26 protein-coding genes and 1 other annotated feature are annotated in these 26357 nt (G+C 55.2%); of the genes, 3 read left to right on the top strand and 23 right to left on the bottom strand.

Annotated elements, in window-relative coordinates; genetic code table 11:
- Nucleotides 1–8 precede the first annotated feature (8 nt).
- Nucleotides 9–2924, bottom strand: a complete 2916-nt coding sequence (locus aalo17_RS04495; RefSeq protein ID WP_067556088.1) for an AAA family ATPase — start codon at nucleotides 2922–2924, stop codon at nucleotides 9–11.
- Between the two features lie 188 nt (nucleotides 2925–3112).
- Here aalo17_RS04495 and trhA point away from each other — a divergent pair, with 188 nt between their 5' ends.
- Nucleotides 3113–3775, top strand: a complete 663-nt coding sequence (gene trhA, locus aalo17_RS04490) for a PAQR family membrane homeostasis protein TrhA (protein WP_236940509.1) — start codon at nucleotides 3113–3115, stop codon at nucleotides 3773–3775.
- Nucleotides 3776–3920: 145 nt separating this feature from the next.
- Here the strand turns inward: trhA and aalo17_RS04485 are convergent, their stop codons facing one another.
- The 11 genes from aalo17_RS04485 to pyrH form a co-directional block, all read right to left on the bottom strand.
- Nucleotides 3921–4409: an LURP-one-related/scramblase family protein gene (locus aalo17_RS04485; RefSeq protein WP_067556085.1), complete on the bottom strand. Its 489-nt coding sequence runs from the start codon at nucleotides 4407–4409 to the stop codon at nucleotides 3921–3923.
- A gap of 77 nt (nucleotides 4410–4486) precedes the next feature.
- A complete protein-coding gene (locus tag aalo17_RS04480) occupies nucleotides 4487–5584 on the bottom strand; it encodes an SdpI family protein (protein ID WP_067556081.1) in 1098 nt (365 codons plus the stop codon).
- Entirely contained in the window at nucleotides 5541–5849 is a 309-nt protein-coding gene (locus aalo17_RS04475; RefSeq protein ID WP_067556078.1) for an autorepressor SdpR family transcription factor, read from the bottom strand. Before aalo17_RS04475 ends, aalo17_RS04480 begins: the two co-directional genes overlap by 44 nt.
- Nucleotides 5850–6068: 219 nt before the next feature.
- Nucleotides 6069–7052 (bottom strand): Gfo/Idh/MocA family protein, encoded by a 984-nt coding sequence (locus aalo17_RS04470; RefSeq protein WP_067556075.1) that lies wholly within the window; start codon nucleotides 7050–7052, stop codon nucleotides 6069–6071.
- Nucleotides 7049–7534, bottom strand: coding sequence for a VOC family protein (locus aalo17_RS04465; protein WP_067556072.1), 486 nt, complete (start codon nucleotides 7532–7534; stop codon nucleotides 7049–7051). Before aalo17_RS04465 ends, aalo17_RS04470 begins: the two co-directional genes overlap by 4 nt.
- A gap of 168 nt (nucleotides 7535–7702) precedes the next feature.
- The gene (locus aalo17_RS04460) at nucleotides 7703–8536 is read right to left on the bottom strand and encodes a MurR/RpiR family transcriptional regulator (RefSeq protein ID WP_067556069.1); all 834 of its coding nucleotides are present in this window, start codon (nucleotides 8534–8536) and stop codon (nucleotides 7703–7705) included.
- A 133-nt stretch (nucleotides 8537–8669) separates the two neighbouring features.
- The gene (rseP, locus tag aalo17_RS04455; RefSeq protein ID WP_067556066.1) at nucleotides 8670–9749 is read right to left on the bottom strand and encodes an RIP metalloprotease RseP; all 1080 of its coding nucleotides are present in this window, start codon (nucleotides 9747–9749) and stop codon (nucleotides 8670–8672) included.
- Between the two features lie 180 nt (nucleotides 9750–9929).
- Nucleotides 9930–10697: a phosphatidate cytidylyltransferase gene (locus aalo17_RS04445; RefSeq protein ID WP_067556061.1), complete on the bottom strand. Its 768-nt coding sequence runs from the start codon at nucleotides 10695–10697 to the stop codon at nucleotides 9930–9932.
- Nucleotides 10694–11431: an isoprenyl transferase gene (locus tag aalo17_RS04440; RefSeq protein ID WP_067560099.1), complete on the bottom strand. Its 738-nt coding sequence runs from the start codon at nucleotides 11429–11431 to the stop codon at nucleotides 10694–10696. The genes aalo17_RS04445 and aalo17_RS04440 overlap by 4 nt, the downstream gene beginning before the upstream one ends.
- A gap of 248 nt (nucleotides 11432–11679) precedes the next feature.
- Entirely contained in the window at nucleotides 11680–12225 is a 546-nt protein-coding gene (gene frr / locus aalo17_RS04435; RefSeq protein ID WP_067556058.1) for a ribosome recycling factor, read from the bottom strand.
- Nucleotides 12222–12944: a UMP kinase gene (gene pyrH, locus aalo17_RS04430; RefSeq protein WP_067556055.1), complete on the bottom strand. Its 723-nt coding sequence runs from the start codon at nucleotides 12942–12944 to the stop codon at nucleotides 12222–12224. Before pyrH ends, frr begins: the two co-directional genes overlap by 4 nt.
- A gap of 165 nt (nucleotides 12945–13109) precedes the next feature.
- On the opposite strand from pyrH, the gene aalo17_RS04425 reads away from it, so the two are divergent.
- Nucleotides 13110–14342, top strand: coding sequence for an anaerobic nitric oxide reductase flavorubredoxin (locus aalo17_RS04425; protein ID WP_067556051.1), 1233 nt, complete (start codon nucleotides 13110–13112; stop codon nucleotides 14340–14342).
- Between the two features lie 132 nt (nucleotides 14343–14474).
- Here aalo17_RS04425 and aalo17_RS04420 read toward each other — a convergent pair whose 3' ends face one another.
- From aalo17_RS04420 to aalo17_RS04370, 11 genes are all read right to left on the bottom strand, one after another.
- Nucleotides 14475–15113 (bottom strand): GyrI-like domain-containing protein, encoded by a 639-nt coding sequence (locus tag aalo17_RS04420; protein ID WP_067556047.1) that lies wholly within the window; start codon nucleotides 15111–15113, stop codon nucleotides 14475–14477.
- A gap of 10 nt (nucleotides 15114–15123) precedes the next feature.
- Nucleotides 15124–15450: a putative quinol monooxygenase gene (locus tag aalo17_RS04415; protein ID WP_067556044.1), complete on the bottom strand. Its 327-nt coding sequence runs from the start codon at nucleotides 15448–15450 to the stop codon at nucleotides 15124–15126.
- A gap of 112 nt (nucleotides 15451–15562) precedes the next feature.
- Complete coding sequence (locus tag aalo17_RS04410; RefSeq protein ID WP_067556041.1) at nucleotides 15563–15814, bottom strand: heavy-metal-associated domain-containing protein; 252 nt, start codon at nucleotides 15812–15814, stop codon at nucleotides 15563–15565.
- 195 nt (nucleotides 15815–16009) lie between these two features.
- Nucleotides 16010–16927: an ornithine carbamoyltransferase gene (gene argF / locus aalo17_RS04405; RefSeq protein ID WP_236940508.1), complete on the bottom strand. Its 918-nt coding sequence runs from the start codon at nucleotides 16925–16927 to the stop codon at nucleotides 16010–16012.
- Between the two features lie 12 nt (nucleotides 16928–16939).
- Nucleotides 16940–18124 carry an aspartate aminotransferase family protein gene (locus aalo17_RS04400; RefSeq protein ID WP_067556038.1) on the bottom strand — a complete coding sequence of 395 codons (1185 nt, stop codon included), beginning with the start codon at nucleotides 18122–18124 and terminating at the stop codon, nucleotides 16940–16942.
- A gap of 169 nt (nucleotides 18125–18293) precedes the next feature.
- Nucleotides 18294–19148, bottom strand: coding sequence for an acetylglutamate kinase (gene argB, locus aalo17_RS04395; RefSeq protein ID WP_067556035.1), 855 nt, complete (start codon nucleotides 19146–19148; stop codon nucleotides 18294–18296).
- Entirely contained in the window at nucleotides 19145–20341 is a 1197-nt protein-coding gene (gene argJ / locus aalo17_RS04390) for a bifunctional glutamate N-acetyltransferase/amino-acid acetyltransferase ArgJ (protein ID WP_067556032.1), read from the bottom strand. The genes argB and argJ overlap by 4 nt, the downstream gene beginning before the upstream one ends.
- 67 nt (nucleotides 20342–20408) lie before the next feature.
- A complete protein-coding gene (argC, locus tag aalo17_RS04385; RefSeq protein WP_067556029.1) occupies nucleotides 20409–21323 on the bottom strand; it encodes an N-acetyl-gamma-glutamyl-phosphate reductase in 915 nt (304 codons plus the stop codon).
- Nucleotides 21324–21325: 2 nt separating this feature from the next.
- On the bottom strand, nucleotides 21326–22720 hold the full coding sequence (gene argH, locus aalo17_RS04380) for an argininosuccinate lyase (protein WP_067556026.1): 1395 nt from the start codon (nucleotides 22718–22720) through the stop codon (nucleotides 21326–21328).
- A gap of 14 nt (nucleotides 22721–22734) precedes the next feature.
- Entirely contained in the window at nucleotides 22735–24006 is a 1272-nt protein-coding gene (locus aalo17_RS04375; RefSeq protein WP_067556023.1) for an argininosuccinate synthase, read from the bottom strand.
- A gap of 218 nt (nucleotides 24007–24224) precedes the next feature.
- Nucleotides 24225–24431, bottom strand: a binding site (T-box leader).
- 131 nt (nucleotides 24432–24562) lie between these two features.
- Entirely contained in the window at nucleotides 24563–25318 is a 756-nt protein-coding gene (locus tag aalo17_RS04370) for a DeoR/GlpR family DNA-binding transcription regulator (RefSeq protein WP_067556020.1), read from the bottom strand.
- Nucleotides 25319–25715: 397 nt separating this feature from the next.
- Between aalo17_RS04370 and aalo17_RS12585 the strand changes: the two genes are divergently transcribed.
- Nucleotides 25716–26348: a DUF6431 domain-containing protein gene (locus aalo17_RS12585; RefSeq protein WP_145907509.1), complete on the top strand. Its 633-nt coding sequence runs from the start codon at nucleotides 25716–25718 to the stop codon at nucleotides 26346–26348.
- The last annotated feature ends 9 nt before the right edge of the window (nucleotides 26349–26357 follow it).

Raw genomic sequence — 26357 nt, 5'->3', positions numbered from 1 at the left:
ACCGGTTCTCAGGCGCTGGCTGCCATTTCCCTGGCATCTTCCAGCCTTACCTTGAGAATCGTCGAAACACCGTCTTTCTGCATTGTCACGCCATACAGATCATCACACTGTTCCATCGTCCCGGGCCGGTGCGTGACCACAATGAACTGAGAGTCCTCCTTGAACTTCGACAGATATCTTGCGAAGCGCTCCACATTGGCCTGGTCCAGGGCTGCTTCCACCTCATCAAAGATGCAAAGCGGCATGGTCCGGGCCTTCAGGATCGCAAACAGGACGGAAATCGCAATCAGCGCCTTTTCCCCGCCGGAGAACGTCTGAATGTTCTTGACCCGCTTGCCGGGAGGCTGCACATCGATATCCACGCCGGAGGTCAGCAGATCCTCCGGATCCGTCAGGATCAGTCTGGCATGACCTCCCCCGAACATGGCGGAAAACACCCCGTCGAGCTCGTGGTCGATTTTGTGAAACATCTCGTCAAACTGCGTCGTCATCGTCTCATCCATCTCGCTGATGGCGCTGAGGATCCGGGTCCCGGCTTCCTCCAGATCCTCTTTCTGCTTCTTCAGATCCGCATACCGTTCATGCAGGGCATCATATTCCTCCGGTGCGTCGAGGTTGACCGACCCGATTTCGCGGATCTCCTCCCGCAGCTCGCGCACCCGGATGCGTGCCTGTTCCAGGTCCACGTCCCGTTTCTGCGTCAGGGCAAATTCATAGGTCATGGTGTAATCCGTGTTCAGGCGCATCAGAAGACTCTCCATGCGGGATTTCAGTCCCGCAGCTGCCACTTCCCCCTTCCGGCTTTCGTTCTGCAAAGCCGAAAGATCCCTGCGCAAGATCCGGATCTCCTCTTCCAGCCCGGTCAGAGACTCCCCGGTTTCCCGCCGATGCTGCTGAAGGGCATTCATCTGTGATTCCTGCCCGTCGATAGTGCGGTGCATCCGGGACAGTTCGGCTGCCAGGGAATCCTGCACCGCCTGCCGGTCCTCTTCTTCTCCCGCTGCCGCCAGCCGGCTTTTGAGGCTTTCGTACTTTTCCTTCTTCAGTGCAGCGATGTTTTCCAGCTTGGCACGTTCCACCTGCAGCTGCACCAGCTCTTCCTGCACCTGCTGTACCTGACTCTCCAGCGGTGCCAGGGACCTGGACAGTTCCTGAACCGCTGTCTGGGCATCTGCCGCCCGTTTTTCCAGCTGACGCTGTTCATCCTGCAGTGTCAGCAGGCTGCTTCCCTGTTTCTGGCTGCCGCCGGTCATGGAGCCGCCTGTGTGGACGATGTCCCCGTCCAGAGTCACGATCTTGATACCGTATTTCAGCCGGCGGGCTGTTTCATTGGCATGCTCCAGGGTGTCACAGACGAAAATGTTCCCCAGCAGACGGTCTCTGACATTGCGGTATCTGTCTTTGCAGTCCACCAGATCCGCCGCCCAGCCAACAGCACCGGGTGCTGCCTGTGCAATCGTTTCCTGGTCCTTTTTGGGAAACCGCGGCCGGCATACGCTCATGGGCAGAAATGTCGCCCGTCCCGAGCGGTTCCGCTTCAAAAACCGGATGGCGCCCCTGGCACACTGCTCATCCGTGGTGATGATGTTGAACACCGCACCGCCCAGAGCCGCGTTCACAGCGGAACCCATGCCTTCCTTTGGCTGCAGGAGGGCCGCAGCGGTTCCTTCGATCCCCTGCAGAGACTGCCGGGCTTTCATCACCGCATTGACCCCCTGCTGGTGCGTGTAAGGCTGCCGGAGCATGGCCGTGACTGTATCCTGCCGCCGCTGCAGATCCTGCAGGCGGTTGGATGCGGTGCTTCGTTCCTTTTGCAGGACCTCCTGCTTCTGCCGCAGATCCGCCAGGTTCTTCTCCGTTTCCTGCCGGGTCTGTTCCAGGCTGTTCAGACGGTCCAGCCTGTCTTCGTATTCCAGACGGGCTTCTGACGCAAGGGCCTGCAGCTGACTCCGGCGGTCTTCATCCGATCCGCTTTCCAGCAGCCGCCGGCGCTGTTCGTCCAGCTGCGTCTTCCGCTTTTCCAGACTCACGCGCTCCTGCAGGTTTGCTGCATACTGCTTCTGCAGTTCCAGGATCCGGGAATCCAGTTCTGTTGTTTCCCTGCGAAGATCCGCCACACTGGCTTCCTTTCGCTGAATGTCTTCAGACATGCGCCCTTCCTGGATCCGGCTGTGGTCAATGTCCTGCTCCAGCTGGCTGACCTGCTCCTTAAGAGACCCGATCTCGTCTGCCAGCACCGTAATCTCAATGGAGGACAGTTCATCCCGAAGCGAGATGTAGCGGCGCGCCTTCTCTGCCTGTTTCTCCAATGGTCCCAGCTGGCGTTCCAGCTCATCCAGAATGTCCTGCAGACGCTCCAGATTGGCCTGCGTGGCTTCCAGCTTCGCCAGCGATGTCTTTTTCCGTTTTTTGTATTTTGCGACCCCGGCTGCTTCCTCAAAGAGACTCCGGCGATCCTCCGGTTTTGCATCCGCAAAGGAGGAAATGTTGCCCTGGGTGATGATGGAGAGCGAATCGCGGCCCAGACCAGTGTCCATGACCAGGTCCGTGACATCCTTGAGCCGGCAGGGCGTGCGGTTGATGAGATACTGGGCATCCCTGTTCCGGCGGATCACCCGCGTGATTTCCACCTCGTCGAAGTCGGTCGCAAAAATGCGCTGTGTGTTGTCGAAGACCAGAGACACGCTGGCAAGATTCACCGGCTTTCGGACTTCGCTTCCGGAAAAAATGATGTCGCTCATGGCTGTCCCGGAGCGAAGGGATTTTGTGCTCTGTTCCCCCAGCACCCAGCGGATCGCGTCGTTGATGTTCGACTTCCCGCAGCCGTTGGGACCGACGATTCCCGTCACTCCCTGGTCAAACTGCAGCACTGTCCTGTCCGCAAAACTCTTGAAGCCCTGCAGCTCAATGCGTTTGAGAAACAATGGCCCACCTCCTGACTGAAAAAAACAGTATACCATTGACAAAAGCGTTGCCGCAAAACACTGGAAGCGTTCCCTGTCTCAAGTCCCGGACCTTTAAAGGAAACCGGCTTCCGGTATGCCGGTCATTCATCTGTTGCACAATATGCCGATGTCTTGTTTTCAATACCAGATAATGATATATTCCCCCCATGAAACACGAAGAATCCAAGATGATGGATCAGCCCTTCCGGCTGTCCTTCGGCGAAGAAGTGGGCAATGCCATCAGTCATGGCGTGATGATGTTTGCCCTGCTCTTCACCCTTCCCTATTACGCCATCCGGGCGTACCTGATGTGGGGCACGCCCGGTGCCTGGGGAATCTCGATTTATTTCATCTCCATGATGTTCATGTTCGGCACCAGCTGCCTGTACCACATCATGCCCTACGGCACACCCTACAAGTCGGTGTTCCGCCGCCTGGACCACATGATGATCCTGCTGGCGATTGCAGGGACCTACACGCCCATCTGCCTGGTGATGCTGCCCAACTGGACCGGCTGGACGGTCCTGGCCATCGAATGGAGCATGGTGGTGGCGGGGATCCTTCTGAAGTCGCTGACCAGCCGGCGGCTCAAGGTCCTGTCCCTGACCATTTACATGGTCATGGGATGGCTGGCCCTGGCCATTCTGCCCACGCTGTTGCGGGAATCCAGCTGGATCTTCCTGCTGCTCATTGTCCTGGGCGGTGTGATGTATACCATCGGTGTGTTTTTCTACAACAACCCGCAGAAGCGGTTCTTTCACTTCACCTGGCACATCTTCATCGTGCTTGCGAGTCTCTGCCTCCTGATTGCCATACTGTATTTTATGTAACTCTCCCTGTCAGCGCAGCTGCCACGTTTCCGCTGGCGCAGACAGGCAAAACCGGTCACATCCGATTCTTTCACAGAATCTCACGTGACCGGTTTTTTTCCTGTTCTCCATTCTGCCGGATGCGTCCCCTGAATCGCCAGGGCAGTCAGCCGGCATTTGCCATGGCACTGGAATCGCTGATGCAGTCAATGGCCAGGGCCAGCAGCAACAGCGGCAGCCTGTTTCGGGGATCATCATAATGAATCGCATAGTGGTCTGTCAGATGCCAGATTTCCTTGCGGATCTGTGCAATGACCTGCCCCTGCGCATCGCGGACATCGTAGTTCCAGCCCCAGACATTGCCCTGGACGCTCCAGCCAAAGTACTCCAGTTCCAGCTTCGGGCGGAACCCGAATTTCTGCTGAATCGTGCCGGCGGGCTGTCCATCGATATCGATTTCAAACCTTGCCAGCCAGGAAAGCAGGACTTTGTGGAGTTCTCCCACCTGTTTTCCGCTGTCATCGAAGACTGACTGACGGCGTGTGATGGACGGTTCACCCCGGACTGTAAATACAGTCTGACCGGCGTTGTTCTCGACATTGTATTCGCCCCAGAGCGAGAAGAATTTCTGCGAAATATAAAGGGAATGGTTCATGACTCCAGTCTAACAGTCTCTATTCCGGATTTACAGTAAAAGAAGAGTAATCAGATAAATCAGAAACGGCAGAACGCTCAACCGGATTTTGCCGGTCCCTCCTGCCAGTCACCCGCTTCAGCCGTTTTCTCCTTCAGCCTCTCATAGAGACTGCGGGTTTCCTGTGTATCCCTGCCGCTGAACACAACCGTTTCCTGGTCAGTCTGAACCACGATCACCGGGCTGCCCGCATGCACATAGCGGTGATATCTGCCCAGCCGGCTGCTCTCGAAGGTTCCCATCTCCAGGCCGAACCCGTTGTACCCGACCACCTTTGAACCTGTGGCCGCCTGCGGATCATCGGCATCCGCCAGCCGGAGACTCCGGATCTGTGCATACTGTATGGCCGCATCCGGGGCTGTGTTTGCATCCAGGACCAGTCTGTCCTGCCGGAATACCACCTGATACTCTGAAAGTGCCAGCAAAGCCCCGATTCCCAGAGCCACCATCACCAGCAGCACCACCGTGACCACTGCAGCGGTTTTCTCCGCTTTCTTTTCCTGCGGTCCCTGCAAGGCGGCGGCCTTTGGTGCGGGATGATCCCTGGCATACTTCCAGGAAATCCAGATCGAACCGGCAACCGATCCCAGCAGTGCTGTCCAGTACAGCACCTGTGGCTGCCACCCTGGCATGAAGCAGCAAAGAAGCATCACCAGGGAAGCCAGAACCATCAGCCTGCCGCCCTGCCGCTGTGTATAATTCCAGGCTTCTTCGCTCTGCAGAGCCCAGCTGGTCCGGATGCCGATGACGGAATTCGGCCCGATTTTCGGAAGAATGTTGCCGATGATCAGAAACAGCAGAGCGGTCATTCCGTTGATCAGGGTCACGACGCTGAAACTGCTGCCGTAATCCAGCGCCATCAGGATCAGGCAGACAGCTGTTTCCGAAACCGTCAGCAGGCGAAACAGGAATGTGACTGTTTTCCGGGATACGCTGCGAAAGGTTGGAACCGCGGCACAGAACAGAAAAGTCCCCCAGAAGACAGCCACGTTGAAAGCCGGCAGCAGCCACTGCCATTCCAGCCGCAGAAAATCAGATGACGAGGCTGGCAGGACAAGACCCGCAAGTGTGGGAAGCAACAGGACCAGCGTTTCAGCTGCGAGCTCTTTCCGGTACTTCAGAATCTGCTGTTTCATCGGTTTCTCCTTTCAGTTCCCGGATCCACAGGATCATTTCTTCCAGAACTGACGTGCTGAGGGAATAGATGACAAACTTTCCCTGCCGGCTGTCGCGGATCAGGTCCGCTTTTTTCAGGATCGCCAGATGCCGGGAAATGGCGGGCTGGGAGATGTCGAAGTGCGAAACCAGTTCGGTCACGGTCATGGATTTCTCCTGCAGCAAATGCAGGATCCGGCGCCGGACAGGATCGTCCAGAGCTTTCAGCGTGGTGTCAATGGGCATGTGCAGTCCTTTCTGCCTATGAAGGTTCGGCTTTCATTACATAACATATTTGTTATGTGTTATCTGCAATCAGTATATCCCCGCCTGACAATACAGGTCAAGCCGTTGAGGCTGCGAGTCATTCAGGACGGTCTGCCGCATCCGCAAAAGGCGATGAAGCCTTCACTCCATCACCTCCTTTCACGGGACTGTCAGCTGCCTGTAACTCACTGACCCGGCTCAGTCTGCATCGGCAGGAAACACGATGTCATTCTGCCTCCGGGTCTCTGTCAGGATCCTGGCCGCTTCCAGAGAGACCTCCACCTTTTCCAGCCCCTCCTTCTTCCTGTGTCCGTCTATGATCTTCATGAACCGTCGAAACTCCGGCAGCACCCTGGACTCCCTGGGCGGTTCAAAGGTCTCCCGCTGACCATTTCTCAGCTCCAGCGTGACGCTTCCGATGGTGTTCGCTGCCTGAGAAGTGGTGATGGTGCCCCAGGTGCCTGCAATGATGCACTGATTTGGCCCGCTGCAGGTCTTGGCTGCAGTGCAGACGGCCTGAAATCCCGGATACGACAATATGAGTGTGCCGCCTGTATCAATGTCCTGTTCCACTGTCGCAAAATACCGTGTCTCCTGCGGTCTGCCGAAGAGGTTCAGGACAAAATGCAGGTTGTATACATTGAGGTCCATCAGTGCCCCGCCGGCTTTGGCCGGGTCGAACGCCGGCAGGATCTCCCCGCTGCGAAAGGCATCATAGCGCCGGGAGTACTGCAGGTACGAACAGGAGACGGACTTCACCTGACCGATCGCAGGCAGCCAACGGCGGATCATTTCAAATCCAGGCAGCATGCTGACAGTGACCGCTTCCAGCAGGCACCGGTCCTGTTTGCGGGCCAGCTCCGCCAGTTCCCTGGCCTGTGCTTCTGTGGCGGCCATGGGTTTTTCCACAATGACATGGAGCCCGGCCTCCAGTGCCTTTTTGGCATACAGATGGTGCAGGTCATTGGGGACTGCGATATACACGGCATCAATGTCCTGAGACGCCAGCTTTTCAAAGTCAGTCATGACAGCCGTCACGCCGTGTTCTGCAGCCAGTCTTTCCGCTTTCTCTTTCGATCGCGGCGTGGAAAGCAGCGCCTTCACCTCCAGCCCTTCCAGCTTTGTCAGTTCCGGCAGAAACTCCTGTACGATCAGACCCGTGCCGATGATCCCCAGCTTCATGCATCCACTCCATGTCCTGTCACCTGCCAGGACTTGTCGGTGAACTGCATGATCTCGAACTTGTTTCCATCCGGGTCATGGGCCCAGATCTGCCATGTTTCAGATGGTCCTTTCGACAGTTTGGTGTCAAAGGTCAGTCCCCTGCTTTCCAGTTCCCGCACGGCTTCCTGGATATCCGGCACACACAGGGCGAAATGGGAATACCCCAGGTGTTCATTGAACCCTGTGTGTTCCTTCTGGCCCTCTTCTTTGGGGAAAAATTCCACAAACTGACCCGGTGCCATCTCCACATAGATGTTGAAGATGTCATTCGGCCGCACTTTGGCAATGGCCTGCATGGCCGGCCTGTCATCCCTGTGCAGGTAACTGCCGTACCGGGACACGACTTTCACCGTTCCTCCCAGGACCTCCGTATAAAACCGGACCATTTCCTCCATCCGGTCTGTGAAAAATCCAATGTGCATCAGGCTGTTGTATTCCATATCCGTTCCTCCTGTTTTCTGCGCCGGAAGTGTCTGCTGTCAGCATCACTGCTTCTTCCTGCACCTTCAACATAGCGCGCAGGCAGCCGGCAAAGAAGAGCCGCTGTTCATCCTGATTTTCTGTTTTGCCGATGGCAGAAAAAAGCCGCCGAACCTTCAAACTTTGTTTCAGCGGCTGGCATCCAGCATGGCTTTATGCCGTTCAAACCGGATGTAATTCTGCTGGTAGAAGATGGAAAACAGGACATCCAGAACAAACTCCATCCCGATACGGGAATGGAAGTTGGCGATCCTCCTGAGCTTTTCGTGAGCCGGAACCGGAAGGACAAGACTGCAGGTTTCAGCCAGAGGGTTTGTTCCCTCCCTGGTCACCAGGATGGAAAAAATCCCTTTTGATTTCAGGATCGACGCACAGCGGACCAGGTCCTTTGACTGACCGTGATAGGACACGAACAGGGCTGCATCCCCTTGCTGCATATTCCAGCATTCCTCGATTTCCTGCCCATATTCCGTGGCCAGGACGGGATGGATGTTGACCTTCACCAGCTTGTTCATGAAAGACCTCGCCGTCAGGGAGGAGTCTCCAATGGCAAAGACAAAGATCCGGTCCGCCGCTGTGAGGATGGATGCAGCTTTTTCCAGATCTTCCAGGGAGATCAGAGCTGCGGCTTCCTGAACAGTCTGTTCAAACAGGGACTTGATGGATGACACGATCGCTGCAGAGGATCCCTGCATGCCAAAAGGCCGGGACATATTGACGGATACCTGCTGCTGCTTGGCATTTTCGGAATACAGAAGCAGAGCGGCAGTAAAATCCCGCCATCCGCTGTATCCGCATTTGTGCGCCACCCGAAGAACCGTGGCAGGAGACACAAAGGTTTCGGCCGCCAGTTCCCGTACGGTCATGCCCGCTGCTTTCCAGGGCTGTTTCTTCAGGTGATCCGCCACCTGCTGTTCTGCCGGCGAAAAGCCGGGCTGGTTCAGGGCTTCAAAGATGTTCATGACTTCATTGTATCTGATGCCCGGAATCCGGTCAGCACAGGGCTGGAGCCGGACATGGGTTGTGCCCGGTCTTTGCCATCATCGGCAGGACAGGAGAAAAGGCTCCCGCAATGGGAGCCGTATATGGATGATATCAGCCAATCAGCCGCATGATGTCATTGAAGCTGGCATACAGAAACAGCCCGATCAGCAGCAGAAAGCTCGCTGCAATGACGTTTTCCACGATCTTCGGATTGATTTTGCGCCGGAAGATCCGTTCAAGTCCCAGGATCAGGATTCGTCCGCCGTCCATGGCCGGGATCGGGATCAGGTTGAAGATGCCGATATTCAGACTGATGAGCGCAAACAGGCTCAGGTACGGCAGCAGTCCCATGGAAGCAGTCTGTGTGGTGACGTCGAGAATGCCGATGGGGCCGGACAGGTTCTCGAAGCCTTTGCCGCTCAGGAGCATGCCGAAGGAGCGGAAGATCAGCGTGGTGTTGTTCCACATCGTTTTCAGGCCTTCACCGATGCTCTGGTACCAGGGGATGGGAACGGCCTTAGCCGAGGAACGGAACCCGATGAGATAGACATTGGATTCTTCATCCAGTTCCGGCGTGAGGCTCAGGATCTGGTCCTGTCCGCTGCGGTCCACCGTCACCTGCACTTCTTCACCAGGGTGCAGATTCACGAACGTGGTGACATCGCTCTGGGTCTCGATGGTCTGCACATCCCCGTCCGCTTCCAGTTTTGTGATCCTGTCTCCAGGCTGGAGTCCGGCAGTTTCAGCGGGTGTGTCGGCAATGACTTCGCTGATGACCGGCTCGCTTACCACCACATAACCCTGGCACAGGGCGATCGCAATATAGAGAATGGCTGCGAGCAGAAAATTCATGCAGACACCGGCGGCCATGACCACGATCTGCTGCCAGGTTTTTTTGTGATTCAGCCACCGGTCTTCCGGCACGTCATGCTGCCAGTCTTCCTGGTCTTCCTCATCTTCCACGTTGTCAGCTTCCCCTGCCATCATACAGTAGCCGCCAAAGGGTATGGCCCGGATGGAAAAAACCGTTTCCTTTCCCTGCTTCTGCCACAATGCCGGCCCCATGCCCAGGGAAAACTCCCGGACATAGACTCCGAACTTTTTTGCGGCAATGTAATGTCCGAATTCGTGGATCAGCACAATGACCCCCAGCATGAAAACAAAGGCGATCAGCCCTATGACTATGTTCATTTCCATTCCCCTTTCCCGCAGGAGCTTATCTGGCTGCCTGCGGCTGTCAGCATCCGGTTCCTGTGCCCTGCGGCAGGTGAAGCCCGGTCCGTTTTCTGCAGTCTGCAGTTTGAAAAAAGTCCGGTATCCGATATCCGGATACCGAACGGTGCCTTCAGTCTGTATCCTGTCCTGTCTGCATTAATAGAGCAGCTGGAACAGGATCCCGAACAGGATGATATTATACAGCAGCGAATCCACCCGGTCCAGAATCCCTCCGTGCCCGGGAAGCAGATTGCTGAAATCTTTGACAGAATACACCCGTTTGAACGCCGAGAAACAAAGATCCCCCAGTTCTGCCACCACAGGACAGAGAACGCACAGAAGTGTGTTCAGCACCGGATTCAGTCCGTGGCTGTAGAACAGCGACAGGACCAGGGACAGGACGATTCCCGAGAGGATGCCCCCGAAAAAGCCTTCCCAGCTTTTCTTCGGGGAGACCCTGGGGTTCATTTTGTGTTTCCCCAGTTTCGACCCCACAAAATAGGCGCCGGTATCCGATCCATAGGTGGCAAAACACAGAGTCCAGAGATACCGGGGTTCCTTTGCGAGCACGGAAATGGCCAGCCACACCAGAGTCATGAACAGGAATCCGGAGATGACGCTCCAGGAATCCTGCACGGTGAATGATTCGCAGAATACAGGAACCGACCAGAGGATCAGTCCGCAGATGGCCAGCCAGGCATAGCCGGTCACGGGCATCATCCACCGGGACAGAAAGGTGAGGCCGATCAGGACCGGCAGCACGGCTTTTCCCCAGGTGCCGAATCCCTCCAGGTTGCGGCACCATTCCCAGAGACCGCTCACGAGGATGAACACAGCCAGGAGGTTCAGCCATACTCCGCCAAGTGCCACAGGGATGGCAACGGCCGCAATGATGCAGATGGCGGTGATCACACGGGTCTTCATGCCTTGACGCCTCCGAACCGCCGCTCACGGTGATTGTATTCTGTGATGCACTCGCGCAAAGACGACTCATCAAAATCCGGCCAGGCAGTCGGTGTGAAAATCAGCTCACTGTAGGCCAGCTGCCAGAGCAGGAAGTTGGAAATCCGTTCTTCTCCGCTGGTCCGGATCAGCAGATCCACCTCCTCGGGGACAAAAAGGTACTTCGAAAACTCCTCTTCCGTCACGTTGTTTTCCCGGCCATTCCTGACATCTTCGGCATACTTCTGCGCCGCCAGCAGCAGTTCCCGGCGGGCACCGTAATTGATCGCGATGCACAGCTCCAGACCGGTATTGTCTTCGGTCTGCTCCACCGCGCGGCGAATCACTTTCTGCGTGGAGTCCGGAAAACGTCCGAGTTCTCCTGCAAACGTGACGCGGATGTTGTTGTTCATCAGATCCCGGATGTACCGGTCGAAAAACAGCCCCGGGAGTTTGCACAGATATCCCACTTCGTCTTCCGGGCGTTTCCAGTTCTCGGTGGAAAAGGCGTATAGAATAAGTTTTTTCACCCCCAGCCGGTTGGCTTCCAGGCCGATTGTATGAATCGTATCCGCTCCTTTTTTGTGACCGGCGGTCCTTGGAAGACCCCGTTTTTTCGCCCAGCGGCCGTTTCCATCCATAATGATGGCCATGGTATCCGGAACCTGGATCCCGGCAGGCAGACCGGTTGTCTGCGATTGTTTCTGCTCCGACATGCTGTCAGTCCTTTCCTGCATTGTCTGTCCTGCCGGCATCTGCCCCGTCACTGACACAGCGTCACTCAGCCCGGGTGCAGTCAGGTCATGGCATGCATTCCGCAAATGGCCATGGCAGGACTTTTGAAAAAGCCCGGCGGCAGCCGGGCTGTTCACGTATTTTATTGTACCCGGAAACAGTCCGGATTGGCACCGGAGAAAACCGGGCCGGGCTTTCCGTACCCTGAAAAGCGGGACAAGGCCTGGACTCAGACTGCCAGGATCTCGTCTTTTTTGGCTTTTACGAGACCATCAATGTCCTTGATGTACCGGTCTGTCAGTTTCTGGGTTTCTGCTGTGAGAGCCTTTGCCTCGTCTTCCGGCAGCTCCTTGTCCTTCTTGATCCAGTCATTGCAGTCTCTGCGGACATTCCGCACAGCCACCTTGGCTTCTTCCCCGTATTTCTGGGCTTCTTTGGCCAGCTGCTTGCGGCGGTCTTCCGTCAGCTGCGGTACGAGAATGCGGATGGCATCCGCTTCCGCCTGCGGTGTCAGACCCAGGTTTGCGGCAGAAATGGCGTGAGTGATCGGCTTGACCTGTGTACGGTCATAGGGCTTGATCACCAGCTGTGTGCCTTCCACGACGGAAATCCGTGCAATCTGGTTGATGGGCATCGGTTCGCCGTAATAATCCACCCGCACCCGGTCCAGGATCTTTGCGTTGGCACGTCCTGTGCGGATCGTGGCAAAGTTTCCTTCCAGGTTTTCGATGACTGTCATCATTTTTTCTTCTGCGCGTTCAAGATATTCACTCATGCTGTTACCTGTGCCGACTTGCTGATCACAGTGCCGTCGGCTTCTCCCTTCACTGCTTTTTCAATGTTGCCTTCCTCGTTCATGTTAAAGACAACCAGGTCGATATCATTGTCCATGCACATGGAAATCGCCGTGGAATCCATGACCTGCAGTCCCTTGTTCAGGACATCCATATAGGAAAGCTCCTGGAATTTCTTTGCATCCGGATTCTTCTTCGGATCCGAATCATAGACACCATCCACTCCGTTTTTCGCCATGAGAATGACATCTGCGCCGATTTCGGATGCCCGAAGAGCGGCTGTCGTATCCGTGGAGAAATACGGAGAACCGGTGCCGGCACCGAAAATCACGATGCGGCCCTTTTCCAGGTGACGCAGGGCCCGACGCAGAATATAGGGTTCTGCCACTTTCTGCATTTCCACGGCTGTCTGGACACGTGTATCCACGCCTTCCTGCTCCAGGGCATTCTGCACAGCCAGCGCATTGATGACTGTTCCCAGCATGCCCATGTAATCGGCCTGTGCCCGGTTCATGCCCATTTCCGCCATCATTTTTCCGCGGATGAAGTTGCCGCCGCCGACAACGATGGCCAGTTCAACACCGGACTCCTGGATCCTCTTCAGTTCCTTTGCCAGACGCCTGAGAGTCTTTGCGTCCAGTGCCTGTCCGTCACCGGCCAACGCTTCGCCGCTCAGCTTCAGTAATACCCGTTTATACATTGATATCTGCTCCTTTGATGATCATATTGATTGTACAGTTTGGCCCGGGATTTGTACAGAATCGGTGAAGGAGCCAGTTGCGGTACACAGGATTTGGGAGGTCATCTGGATGGAAGCTGCTGCATCCCTTCCGTAGAGTGATTCTGAAACATGGAGGTCTCGAATATGGGAAAGAAAATCACAGACAAAGTCACATGGGTGGGGAAAACAGACTGGGAACTCAAATCGTTCCATGGCGATGAATACTCCACACACAAAGGATCCAGCTACAACGCCTGGCTGGTCCGGGATGGAAAAAATGTCCTGATCGACACAGTCTGGGGGCCGTATGACAAAGAATTTGTTACGAGGCTGAAGGAAGAAATCGACTTGAAGGACATCGATGCCATTGTGATGAACCACAACGAAAACGATCACAGCGGCGCCCTTCCGGAGCTGATGCGGGAAATCCCGGATGTTCCCATTTACTGTACAAAGAAAGGGGAACAGATCCTGCGGGGGCTTTACCACCAGGACTGGAATTACGTCACGGTGAAAACCGGGGATACCCTCGATCTGGACAGCTGCAGGCTGACCTTTGTGGAAGCCCCCATGCTGCACTGGCCGGATACGATGTTTACCTACATGTCCGGGGACAACATTCTGTTTTCCAACGATGGATTCGGACAGCATTACGCCACGGAGTCTCTGCTGGAATCCACTGCGGATATGGATGAAGTGATGCGGGAAGCAAAGAAGTACTATGCAAACATCCTGACGCTGTACAGCCCGCAGGTCACCCGCAAGATTCGTGAAATCCTGGAAATGAACCTTCCCTTGAACATGATCTGCCCGAGTCATGGCATCATCTGGGACCAGAATCCTGCAGGCATTGTGCAGCAGTATCTGGAGTGGGCAGATGCGTACCAGGAAAACCAGATCACCATCGTCTATGATACGATGTGGAATTCCACCCGCCAGATGGCCCAAGCCATCGCCAGGGGCATCGAGTCTGCCGATCCGGATGTGAAGGTGAAGCTGATGAACGCTGCGAAGGATGACAAAAACGACATTCTGACGGAGATTTTCAGCTCGAAAGCGGTTCTTGTGGGTTCGCCAACAATCAACTATGGGATTTCCCATGCGATTGCCGGGCTGCTGGAAATGATCCGCGGACTCCGGTTCAAGAAGAAAAAAGCCGCAGCATTCGGCAGCTACGGCTGGAGCGGCGAAGGACCAAAACAGATTCACGACCATCTGCAGAAATCCGGTTTTGAGATGGTATCCGATCCGCTGGGCATTTTGTGGAACCCCGACCGGGATACAGTGGCTGACTGTGAGGCTTTCGGCCGTCAGTTTGCCATGGCCGCAGCCGGATCCACTGCAGAGACAACCGGAAGACAGCTCAACGGTAACTGACTGTATATACAGATCCCCGATTCCTGGTTGCCGGGAGCGAATCCCTTCAGAGAAACAGAACAGCAGAAAGCAGCCGGACTGCAGAATCAGGGGAGTATTTCCCTCTTCTGCAGCAGCGGCTGCTTTTTCATGTCAGTCCCGTTTCTGCCGTATCGGGTGCCGGATGACAGTTTTCAGCTTTTCGGGTCCCGTTCTCCTGGGATCGCTCAGGTAGATCTCATGGTGATGACGGCCGTTTTCGAAATCCGGTTCATATCCCATCCCGCGGGCAAAGGCATCCATCTCCCGGATGGTTTCCGGCTCCAGGTCATAGGGTCCCGTGTGCAGACACTGGACGCAGAGACCTTCGTCAATTCTCAGAATCCGGACATCGGAAAGATCCAGCTGCTTTTTCGATGCAGCCTCATTCAGGGCCCATCCAAACTCTTCTTCGGTCACAAAATCCGGCAGCCGGATCACGGAAATCCAGCGAAATCCTGCCTTGTCGGAAAAGTCGATTTCGCCGATGCCCTCCTGCCACCAGAACCCCTCCAGAGGCGGGACAATATAGTCAAAATATCCTTCCATGTGATGGGTTCCTTTTTTGCTCATCTTGATGGTGTAGGCGACGGCATACAGCTTGCCGATGGCTTCCTTGTATACCCCGTTTTCCTCATTTGGATCTCCCTGACCGCAGACTGACGCAAAATACATGGGCGGAATGGTGACAATGGAAGGCTTCTTTTTGGGCAGGTAGTATTCTCTGTATTCTTTTTTGTAGTCAAATGGCATACAGTTTTTATTATTTTCGCATAAAGGCTTCGTCCGCCGGATTCTCTTCGGCGTCACGATAGCGTTCCACCCGCATATGCAGATTGTACTTGTCCCGGAGTGCGGCCAGCTGTGCCATCATGGGCGAAGCATGATGATCGTCCAAAGCTTTCTGGTCGCGCCACTGGTCAATCAGCAGAATGGTTTCGGGATCATTCAGGGACTGGAAATAGTCATACTTCTCGTTGCCGGACTCAGCACGGATCGCTGCGGCGATTCCGCTTCCTTCCATTTCCCTGACAAACTCCCGGGCGCTTCCGTGTTCCCCTGTGTAATACAAATTGACTGTCAGACTCATGCTGCTCCCTCTCTTTCCTGATGCAGGCCGAGAGTGCCCTGCTACATTCATGGTACCGGTTTCCGGAAACGGGCACAAGGAAACTGTAGTCAGACGCCATCTGGTCAGGACCTCAGCTGCGGTGAAACAGGCTTCGCTTTTGCCAGGGTTCTTCTCTGACCTGCAGAACCCTGTAACCCGTGCTGTCGACCGCCCGCTTCAATGCCTCATGACTGACTGGCTCATCTGCCAGGATCACAGCTTCGCCGGCTTTGCGCGATGCCGTGACTTTGCGGACCAGAAACGACTTCCTGATCGCATCACAGATATGCGACTCGCACATGGGACATATCATTCCTTCAATTTTTACAGTGATTTTTCGCATTCCGCATTCTCCTCTTTTCTGTCAGTCCTTGATTGCCGCAGCCAGCCGGCTTCATCCTGCAGATGAACAGAAGGCCGTGGCATCCAATGAAGTTATTTTACTCTAACTACAGATGTAACACACTTTCTCCTGTCTGCGCATCAGAAAAGGACCGCTTTGCTTCGTCTGTGAAACAGAACGGTCCGGGAATGGACATCAGTCTTTCATCAATGTGACCATGACGGCCTTCTGTGCATGGAGGCGGTTCTCCGCTTCTTCGAAGATCTCATCCGCATGCTGTTCAAACACCTCTTCAGTGATTTCCTGCTCCCGGTACGCGGGCAGACAGTGCAGCACCATGGCACCATTCTTCGCATGTTTCATCAGGGCGCGGTTGACCTGGTAGCCTGCAAAGGCTTTTTTTCGTTCTTCCTTCTCGTCTTCCTGCCCCATGGATGCCCAGGTGTCGGTCACGACAACATCTGCACCCTTCACCGCCTGGACAGGATCATCTGTCAGTGTGAAGTGGTCACCATAGTTTTTGGCGAATTCCAGCACCTTTTCATCCGGGCGGTATCCTTCCGGTGTTGCGCAGGCCATGTCCATGCCGGATTTCAGGGCTCCCACGATCAGAGAGTTGGCCATGTTGTTGCCGTCCCCGATGTAGGCCATCTTGAGTCCCTTCAGGGAACCGTAGTGTTCCCGGATCGTCATGAGATCGGCCAGGACCTGGCAGGGGTGGCTGTAGTCGGTCAGTCCGTTGATCACGGGAATGCTGCCGTACTTTGCCAGATCCTCCACTTCTTTCTGTTCATAGGTGCGGATCATGATGCCATCCAGATACCTGGACAGCACGCGGGCTGTATCCTGCACCGGTTCCCCACGGCCAATCTGCAGGTCGCGGCTGGACAGAAACAGTGCCTGTCCTCCCAGCTGGTGCATGCCGGTTTCAAATGATACCCGGGTGCGGGTGCTGGCTTTCTGGAAAATCAGGCCGATGGATTTTCCCTTGAGATGCGGGTGTGCGATCCCGTGCTTTTTTTCGTATTTCAGCTGATCTGCGAGATCCAGGAGCTGCACAATTTCCTGGTCATCCAGATCCATCAGTGTCAGAAGGTGTTTCATGTCTTCCATTCCCTTTCCTGTTTATTCAAATACTTCGTTCATGGCTTTGACAGCCTGGTCGATCTCTTCCTTTGTGATGATCAGCGGCGGCAACAGCCGGATGGTGTCCGTTCCGGCTTTCAGTGCGAGAACGCCTTTGTTCTGCAGCTGTTTGAGGTAGTCCATGACTTTGTCGGCACCCACCTGGATGCCGATCATGAGTCCCATTCCACGGACATCCTGCACGGATCGTTTGTTCAGTGCCTGGATGCTGTTCATGAAATAGTCGCCTTTGTCCTTCACATCGGCCAGGAAATCCGGCTGGTCCACAATATCCAGCACGGTTTTCGCAGCGGAGGCCGCCAGTGGATTACCGCCGAAGGTGGTTCCGTGATCGCCTGGCTGGAGAACATGGGCTGCTTTGTCCCCGGACAGCACTGCACCGATGGGAACACCGCCACCCAGTGCCTTGGCACAGCTGACAAGATCCGGCTGGATCCCGTACTGCTGCCAGCAGAACAGGCTGCCTGTACGGCCGATGCCTGTCTGCACCTCATCTGCCATGAAAAGGATATCGTTCTCCTTCGCCAGCCTGGCTGCTTCCCTGACGAACACCGGATCCAGGGGCCGTACGCCGCTCTCTCCCTGAATCAGTTCCATCATGATGCCGCAGACAGAAGGATCTGCCATTTTCTGCTTCAGGTCTTCGATGTTGTTGGCTTCCACATAGTCAAAGCCGCCTGTGAAGGGATAGAAGTTCTGGTGGAATTTGTCCTGTCCGGTGGCTTCCAGCGTCGCAACCGTGCGGCCATGGAAAGAGTTCTTCAGGGTCAGGATTTTTGTGCGTTCCGGACCATATTGATCGGCGGAGTATTTTCGGGCAATCTTGATCATGCCTTCATTCGCTTCTGCACCGGAGTTGGCAAAAAACACTTTTTCCATCAGGGTACTGTCTGCCAGCCGCTCGGCAGCATCCACCATGGGCTCTGTGTAAAACAGGTTGGATGCCTGCATAAGTCTGGCGGCCTGTTCCTGAATGGCCTGCACCAGCGCTTCGTGACCGTGTCCAAGGGCATTTACGCCAATGCCTGAAGTCAGGTCAATGTATTCCTTCCCGTCCAGGTCATACAGTTTTGACCCTTTGCCATGGTCCAGTGCGATGTCAAACCGTCCATAGGTGTGCATCAGGGTGTTGTTTTCCCTGTTCTTCAATGTATTGAAATCCATAAGATCCTTCCTTTTCCTGGCAGCTCGATCCAGCCTTTCCGGCGGACTGCAGCTTTCTCTGTCTCTCCGTCAGCCGCAGTCTGATTTGATTTCGGTCCCGGCTCCCCCCGGGCTGCATCAGTCACTGACGGCCGGGCTGCTGCAGTCTGCGACTGCACCAGCGCAGCCGTCAGTGAAACATCGTCCCGATGCCTTCGTTGGTCAGCAGTTCGATCAGGATCGCGTGCGGTACACGTCCATCCTGAATGTTGGCACGCTCCACACCGGAACGCACAGCTTCCACACAGCAGTCCACCTTCGGGATCATGCCGCCGGAAATGGCACCGCTCATCGTCAGTGCCGGTACCTGCGACACCTTGATGTCGTGAATCAGTGATTCATCGTTTCCCGGTTCCCGCATCACACCGCGGACATCCGTCAGCAGGATCAGCTTCTTCGCCTTCAGTGCGATCGCGATTTTCGCCGCAGCCGTATCCGCGTTCACATTGTATACATTGTTGTCCTCGAGACCTGCCGCCACGGAAGAGATCACCGGAATATATCCCTGGTCGATCACGTCCTGGACAATTTTGGGATTCACATCCACAATATCGCCCACAAATCCGTAGTCTGTTCCCTCCGGATCCGTCATCTTCACCGCGCGGAACAAACCACCGTCCATGCCTCCCAGACCGATTCCCTTGCCTTCCAGCAGCCGGACCAGATCCTTGTTGACTTTGCCGCAGAGGACCATCTGCACGATTTCCATGGCTTCGTCGTCAGTATACCGCAGCCCGTTGATGAAACGGGACTGGGCTCCGGTCTTTTTCAGCATCCTGGAAATATCCGGGCCCCCGCCATGCACCAGCACCACATGGATGCCCACCAGGTGCAGCAGCATGATGTCCTGGATCACAGCCTGTTTCAGTTCCTCGTCAATCATGGCATTTCCGCCATATTTCACCACGATGACCTCGCCGTTGTATTCCTTGATGTACGGAAGCGCCTCAATCAGGATATTGGCACGTGTTTCCGGGGCAATCATGAGCGGTAGTCTCCGTTGATTTTCACATAGTCGTACGTCAGGTCGCAGCCCCAGCAGGTGACGGAGACATCTCCCTCATGCAGGTTCATGACTACCTGCACCTGGTCCCGGGACAAAATCTTTTTTGCCAGGTCCTCATCAAAGTCCAGGCCACGCCCGTTTTTCGCCACTTCAACAGTCCCGGCATCGGACTGAAACAGGACATCCACTTTCTCCGGATCGAACTTTGCTCCGGAATAGCCCATGGCACACAGCACCCGGCCCCAGTTGGCATCGCTGCCGAACATCGCCGCCTTGAACAGGGAGCTGGAGGCCACGGACATGGCAAGAGTCTCCGCCTGTGTTTCATCGGCCGCATTCACCACCGTGGAAATGATCAGGCGGCTGGCACCTTCGCCGTCGGATGCGATCATGACCGCCAGGTCCTTCATCACGGACTCCAGCGCCTGGTCAAACACATCGTTTTGCTGCGTGATCTCCTCATTGCCGGCCAGGCCGTTGGCCAGCACAATGCACATATCGTTGGTGGACGTGTCACCATCCACACTGATGCGGTTGAAGGTTTTCTTCACGATTTTCGACAGAGACTGCTGCAGGACACTCTGAGAGATGGCGGCATCCGTAGTGACAAAACACAGCATCGTTCCCATGTTGGGATGGATCATGCCCGATCCCTTGGCGATGCCGCCCAGATGAACCGTTTTTCCGTTCAGTTCGAATTCCACGGCAGTCTGTTTCATCTTCGTGTCCGTGGTCATGATGGCTTTGGCTGTATCGGCAGAATCGTCCGTGAGCACGATCTGGCCCATGGCTGTCTCGATCACTTCGATGGGAAGCTCCTGCCCGATCACGCCGGTGGAAGCCACCAGGACATCTTCGGTTTTCAGCCCCAACAGTTTTGCCGCTGCCTGTGCTTCCCGCAGGGCGTTTTCCTCTCCCCTGGGTGCACAGGCATTGGCGTTGCCCGAATTGATCACAATGGCCTGTGCCGTTCCATCACCCAGGTGTTCTCTGGTGATGTGCAGCGGGGCGGCCTTGACGATATTGGAGGTATACACCGCTGCTGCCTGGCAGGGGACGTCTGACACGATCACTGCCAGGTCCTTTTTGGACTGGCTGGCCCGGATCCCGCTGTGAACAGCCCCCGTTTTGTATCCCTTTGCGGCTGTGATGCCGCCTTCGATTCCTTTCATGGATTCTTTCCTTCCTTGGTTCTATGCACAATACCTTCCGGTGGACCGGAAGGCATGATTGATTCGTTTACTGTCCGGTATCGAGTCCCAGCATGAGTTCCATGTTGCGGATGGCCGCTCCGCAGGCACCTTTTCCCAGATTGTCGAACCGGGCTGCAATCACAAACCCCGACCCGGATTCTGCGCCCGTGACAAACAGCTCCAGATCATCGGTTCCGGCTTTGTCTCCCGCATAAAGCCCCGGCTGTCCTTCCTGCACTGCCACAGCCGTTCCCTGGTACCACTGCCTGAAATGGTCCTGCATTTCCTGCAGCGACAGGGGCCTGGTCAGCTGTCCGGATGCGACCGGCACCATCACGAGCATGCCCCGGGGATAGTCATCCACCACCGGGATGAACAGCGGTGCCTTTTCCAGACCGCAGACCGTTTTCATCTCCGGCATGTGCTTGTGGTTCAGATCCAGTCCGTAGGCTTTGGGAGCAAGCATCTGTTCTGTTTTCGCCCCTTCGTACTCTGCGATCATCCTCTTTCCACCGCCGGTATATCCGGTGAGGGAGAATGCAGTCAGCTGTGCATCCGGCTTCAGAAGACCGCCGCGGCTCAGCGGGGCCACAGCCGCGATAAATCCCGTGGCATGGCAGCCGGGGTTCGCGACTTTGTCCGCCGTCCGGATCTTTTCTTCCTGCCGGTGGTCCAGTTCCGGAAATCCGTAGGTCCAGACCGTCCGGTGGGCGGTGCTTGCATCGATGATCCGGGCTCCGGAACCCTCGGCCAGATCCACGGCCTCCCTGGCTGCCTGATCCGGCAGACAAAGGAACGCCAGGTCCGCAGCCTCGAACATTTTCCGGCGTTCGGCATCATCATGACGAAGTGCATCGTCGATCACCAGCAGCTCGATGTCCTCCCGGTCCTGCAGCCGCTGGCGGATCTCCAGGCCTGTGGTCCCGGACTGACCATCGATGTAGATTTTCGGTTTTCCCATCCTCAGTCCTGCTTTCTGTGGTTTTTCACAAATTCTCTGGCCAGGGCAATCTGCTCCTGTGTCTGCTCCGGAGACGGCCCACCCCAGGTATTGCGGCGCTTCACGGCATTCAGCAGATCCACCGCAGCATAGAAGCCCTCATCAAACAGCGGGCTTTCCTCCTGCAGCTCTTCCAGACTCAACTGTTCCAGAGTCCGGCCCTCCCGGATGCACCTGGCCACCAGACCACCTGTGAGTTTGTAGGCATCCCGGAACGGCATCCCTTTCTTCGTGAGGTAATCCGCACAGTCCGTGGCATTGATGAATCCCCGCCGTCCTGCTGCGGCCATATTCTCTGTAAGGACTGTCATGGTTGACAGCATATCCGGCAGGACTTTCAGGCACATCGAAACGGTATCAATGGCATCGAAGACACACTCCTTGTCTTCCTGCATGTCCTTGTCGTACGCCAGGGGAAGTCCCTTCATCACCGTCAGCAGCGTCATCAGGTCACCGTAAACCCGACCGGTTTTGCCCCGGACCAGCTCGCAGATATCCGGGTTCTTCTTCTGCGGCATGATGGAACTGCCGGTGGAAAAGGCATCATCCAGTTCGATGAACTTGAATTCCCAGCTGCACCAGGAAATCACTTCCTCCGACAGACGGGACAGGTGCATCATCAGGATCGACAGATCGGAGAGAAACTCCAGACAGTAGTCCCGGTCACTGACACCGTCCATGGCATTGTCACAGGGGCGTGAAAAACCCAGAGTTTCTGCTGTGAAGTGCCTGTCCAGGGGGTAGGTCGTTCCTGCCAGGGCCCCGGAGCCAAGGGGACATTCATCCAGTACCTCCAGGGTGTTTTCCAGCCGCCTTGCATCCCGCTTCAGCATGGATACATAGGCAAGCAGGATATAGGCAAAGGTGACAGGCTGTGCCCGCTGGAGATGCGTGTATCCCGGCATGATGGTTTCTGTATTGTTCTGTGCCACGTCGGTGATCACATCGATCAGGTGGAGCACCTGGTCATGGATGTGTCCGGCTTCTTCCCGCACATACATCCGCATATCCAGCGCCACCTGATCGTTCCGGCTGCGCCCGGTATGCAGGCGTTTGCCGGCATCCCCTATTTTTTCCGTCAGCAGCTGCTCCACACACATATGGATGTCTTCATACTGTGCAGGATCAAAGCCGATTTCACCGGCATCCATGGCTGCCAGGATCTCTGTCAGACCCTGGTGGATCGCATCCCTGTCCTCCCGGGTGATGATTCCCTGTCTGGCCAGCATATCGCTGTGTGCCAGGGATCCCCGGATATCCTGAGCATACAGCCGGTTGTCAAAGGGGATCGAAGAGTTGAAATCATTGACGGTTTCATCAGTGGTCTTGGAGAACCGTCCCGCCCAGAGCTTGGCCATGGGAGTGTTTCCCCTTACTCCACACTGGAGAAGGACTCCCCGGTCTCTTTCTCCAGGGCATCGCTGTTCAGGGCTCTCACTTTGATCGGCAGGCCGAACAGGTTGATGAAACCTGCAGAATCGCTCTGGTCATAGCAGTCATCCGCATCGAATGTCGCCATTCCCGCATTATATAAGGAATAGGGGCTGGTTACGGCTGCAGGAATGATGTTCCCCTTGTACAGTTTCAGAGTCACGTCGCCAGTCACGGTTTCCTGTGTGCTGTCCACGAAAGCCGAGAGCGCCTTTCTCAGGGGTGTGAACCACTTGCCATCGTAGACCAGTTCGCCGAACTTCTGTGCAGCCTGTTCCTTGTAATGCTGCGTGTCTTTGTCCAGCGTGATTTCTTCCAGCTTTGCGTGAGCGGCATACAGGATGGAACCGCCGGGTGTCTCATACACACCTCTGGACTTCATGCCCACCAGCCTGTTTTCCACGATATCCAGTATCCCGATGCCATTGGCACCGCCGATCTCATTCAGCTTGAGGATGATGTCCCTGGCGGAGAGTTCTTCGTCATCCAGTTTTGTCGGCACGCCTTTTTCAAAGTGAATCGTGATGTACGTCGGCTTGTCCGGCGCATTCTCCGGGGACACACCCAGTTCCAGGAATCCTTCTGTGTTGATGGGGGCTTCATTGGCCGGGTCTTCCAGGTCCAGCCCTTCGTGGGACAGGTGCCAGAGGTTTTTGTCCTTGGAGTAGTTGGTTTCCTTGCTGATCTTCAGAGGAATGTTGTGCGCTTCGGCGTATTCGATTTCCTTTTCCCGGGAATCCAGCTCCCAGAACCGCCAGGGAGCAATGATGTCCATGTCCGGTGCAAAGGCCTTGATGGCCAGTTCAAACCGCACCTGGTCGTTTCCCTTGCCTGTGCAGCCATGGCAGATCGCATCCGCGCCTTCAGCCTTGGCGATTTCCACGATTCTCTTGGCTATGATTGGTCTCGCAAAGGACGTGCCCAGCAGGTACTTTTCATACGCGGCACCGGCTTTGATGGACGGTACGATGAAATCATCCACAAAGGTATCGGTCAGGTCTTCGATGTACAGTTTGGAAGCCCCGGTGGCCAGGGCTTTTTCTTCCAGGCCATCCAGCTCTGTTCCCTGCCCTACATTGCCGGAGACCGCAATGACTTCGCAGTTGCCATAGTGTTCTTTCAGCCAGGGAATCAGGACAGACGTATCCAGTCCTCCGGAATATGCCAGGACGATTTTGTTGTAGTGCTTGTTTTCGTTATGCAGGTTGCTCATAGTCGATTCCTCCCGTTTGTCCGGCCCGTTTCGCCGGTTTTCATTCTGTTATATCGGTTCCTGCCGGTCTGACCGGCGGTTGGTTCATGAACGGCATTGAAGTCCGTGGATCGCAGGATCCAGTCATCCATGAACGGGGATTGCTTCCGTGGATATCCGGTATCGTCGTCGGCCGTCACTCACAGACATCCCCCCTTTCATGAAAAAAAGCCGCCCCGGAAAAGGACGACATGAATCGCGGTACCACCTTGCTTCTCCTGTACCTGCCAGGAGCCCTTCCCTGTAACGCGGGGTGCGTGAGCCGCTCGGCATCCTTCGCGGTTCCTCTCCCGGACACGTTCCCTGGTGCCTTCGCACTGCCTTGCACCAGCCGGCAGCTCTCTTGGCGATCGCAGTCAGGTACTACTTCCGTTCATCGATTTGATAGTCACGATTATAGCCCGGCCGTATTTTCATTTCAACAGTTTTCTGAAAATTTTCATGGTCGATGCCTGTTTCCTGCTTTGGACTGGACCGGTTTCCGGATTTTGTTCCACCAGCCCGAAGAACCGCATCTTCAGACCTCCACGATCTGTCTGACGCCTGAAAACCGCTTCTTCTGCTCCGGTGTGAGGTGATTCGTGACCAGAAGATCCGCTTCCCGGAACGACGCATACCGGTAATATCCCGGCTGGTTCAGTTTGTGACGCCCCATGACAATGACCAGGCGCCGAGTCTGGCGGATAATGTGACGCCTGATCCCCACTTCCTCCGCCCGATATACAGAGAATCCATCCACGCCTTCGATGCCTGTGGTTCCCAGAATGGCTATATCTATGGTGATGTTGTCGACCATCTGTTCCGCAAAGTAGCCATAGGTATGGCCCCCGCTTCTGCGCATTTGTCCGCCAATGAACAGACAGTGGAACCCCATGTCGAGGCAGGACTGGGCCGCTGGCAGGGAATTCACCACAATGGTCAGGTCCCGGCGGCTGGACAGATGATTCAGGGCTGTGAGAATCGTTGATCCTGCATCTATGAAGACAATATCTCCGTCCTTCACCTCCTGCAGGGCGCGAATGGTGACCTGCATCTTTTCCTGGCGGTTCTCTGCCTGCCGCCATTCCAGCGGTGTCTCTTTATCCAGTACCCGCAGGCGGGCAGCTCCATGTTCCCGCTCGATCAGACCCTGACTTTCCAGCAGATCCAGGTCGCTCCGCAGTGTTTCCGGCGTGACGTCCAGCATCTGCGCAAGATCCCGTGTCCGAACTCTTCCCTGTTCCTCCAGGATCTTCCGCAGATCCGTCAGCCGCTGTTCTTTTCGCTTTTGCATATCAGCATTTTATCATTTCAGACGCTGTCCTGATACAGCAGCCGATGCAGCGGTCATGCTGGTTTCAGTCCGGTTTCAGTCTACGAAAAAAGAATACGCAAAATTGGACAGGGTCCACCCCCTTCAATAAAGCGACCTTAGGGTCGATCACCAAAGTCATAAAAGGCAGCTCCGAACCTTCATGGAGGTTCTAAAGCTGCCTTGTTTTGTTATAGTTGAATTAAGGAGTTATAGGGAGAGAATAACGAAGATTTCCCTGTGTTTCATTGGTGAAAGTGGCTGAATGAAGATACTTTGGCAGTTCTCCGCTTAAGGAGGGAGTCAGTACCCCCTTCCAGTCACTGAAACAGTGATATCAGGAACTTTGTGATGAAACAAAAAAAGGAGCAGAGCCCAATTGATTGCCGTCAAGTTCTGCCGCTCCCTGTCTAATGACATGATTATGGTACCGGGAAATCACCCTGAAATCAATTCATCTTTCCAGAATGGATATCAAAAAACTTGTAACAGGTTCTTCGCTGGTACCAGGAAATGCCCTGATTGCCATGATGGTAAGCTGTACCGTCATGGTTCCTATCTCCGCAGTTTCGAAAGTCCCGTAAACGGCGTTCGTGACGAGGTGCTGATCCAGCGTGCAAAATGTTCCATATGCGGTAAAACTCATGCCCTCATCCCCGCTGAACTTGTTCCCTTCTCCCGCGTTCCGCTGCTGGCACAATTCCTGATAGCGGTCATGGCCGGCCTGTTCAAAGGCCCTGATCGCACTCTCCGTCAGGCAGAGTGCGAACTTGCCCGTTACGCTTTGCCTCCTGTCGTGATCCGCTATATCTCCAAACACATCGCCCAATACTGGTCTGATTTCCTTTCACTATTCTTAGACGCCACGCTGGAGGAATTGTGTCTTTTAGCCTGGAAAGACAGGAATAAACAACTTTTCCAAATGTCTAGATATGAGATCGCACAAAGTTTTCCACCATTCCACACAGCTTTTATGACTCACCCCGTATCCTCTGCGATGATGACATCGTGAACAGGAGGA

This window comes from Faecalibaculum rodentium (assembly GCF_001564455.1).
Lineage (GTDB): Bacteria > Bacillota_I > Bacilli_A > Erysipelotrichales > Erysipelotrichaceae > Faecalibaculum > Faecalibaculum rodentium.
Note: the sequence above shows the minus strand (reverse complement) of the source record. Positions and strands in the feature narration are given on the sequence as shown.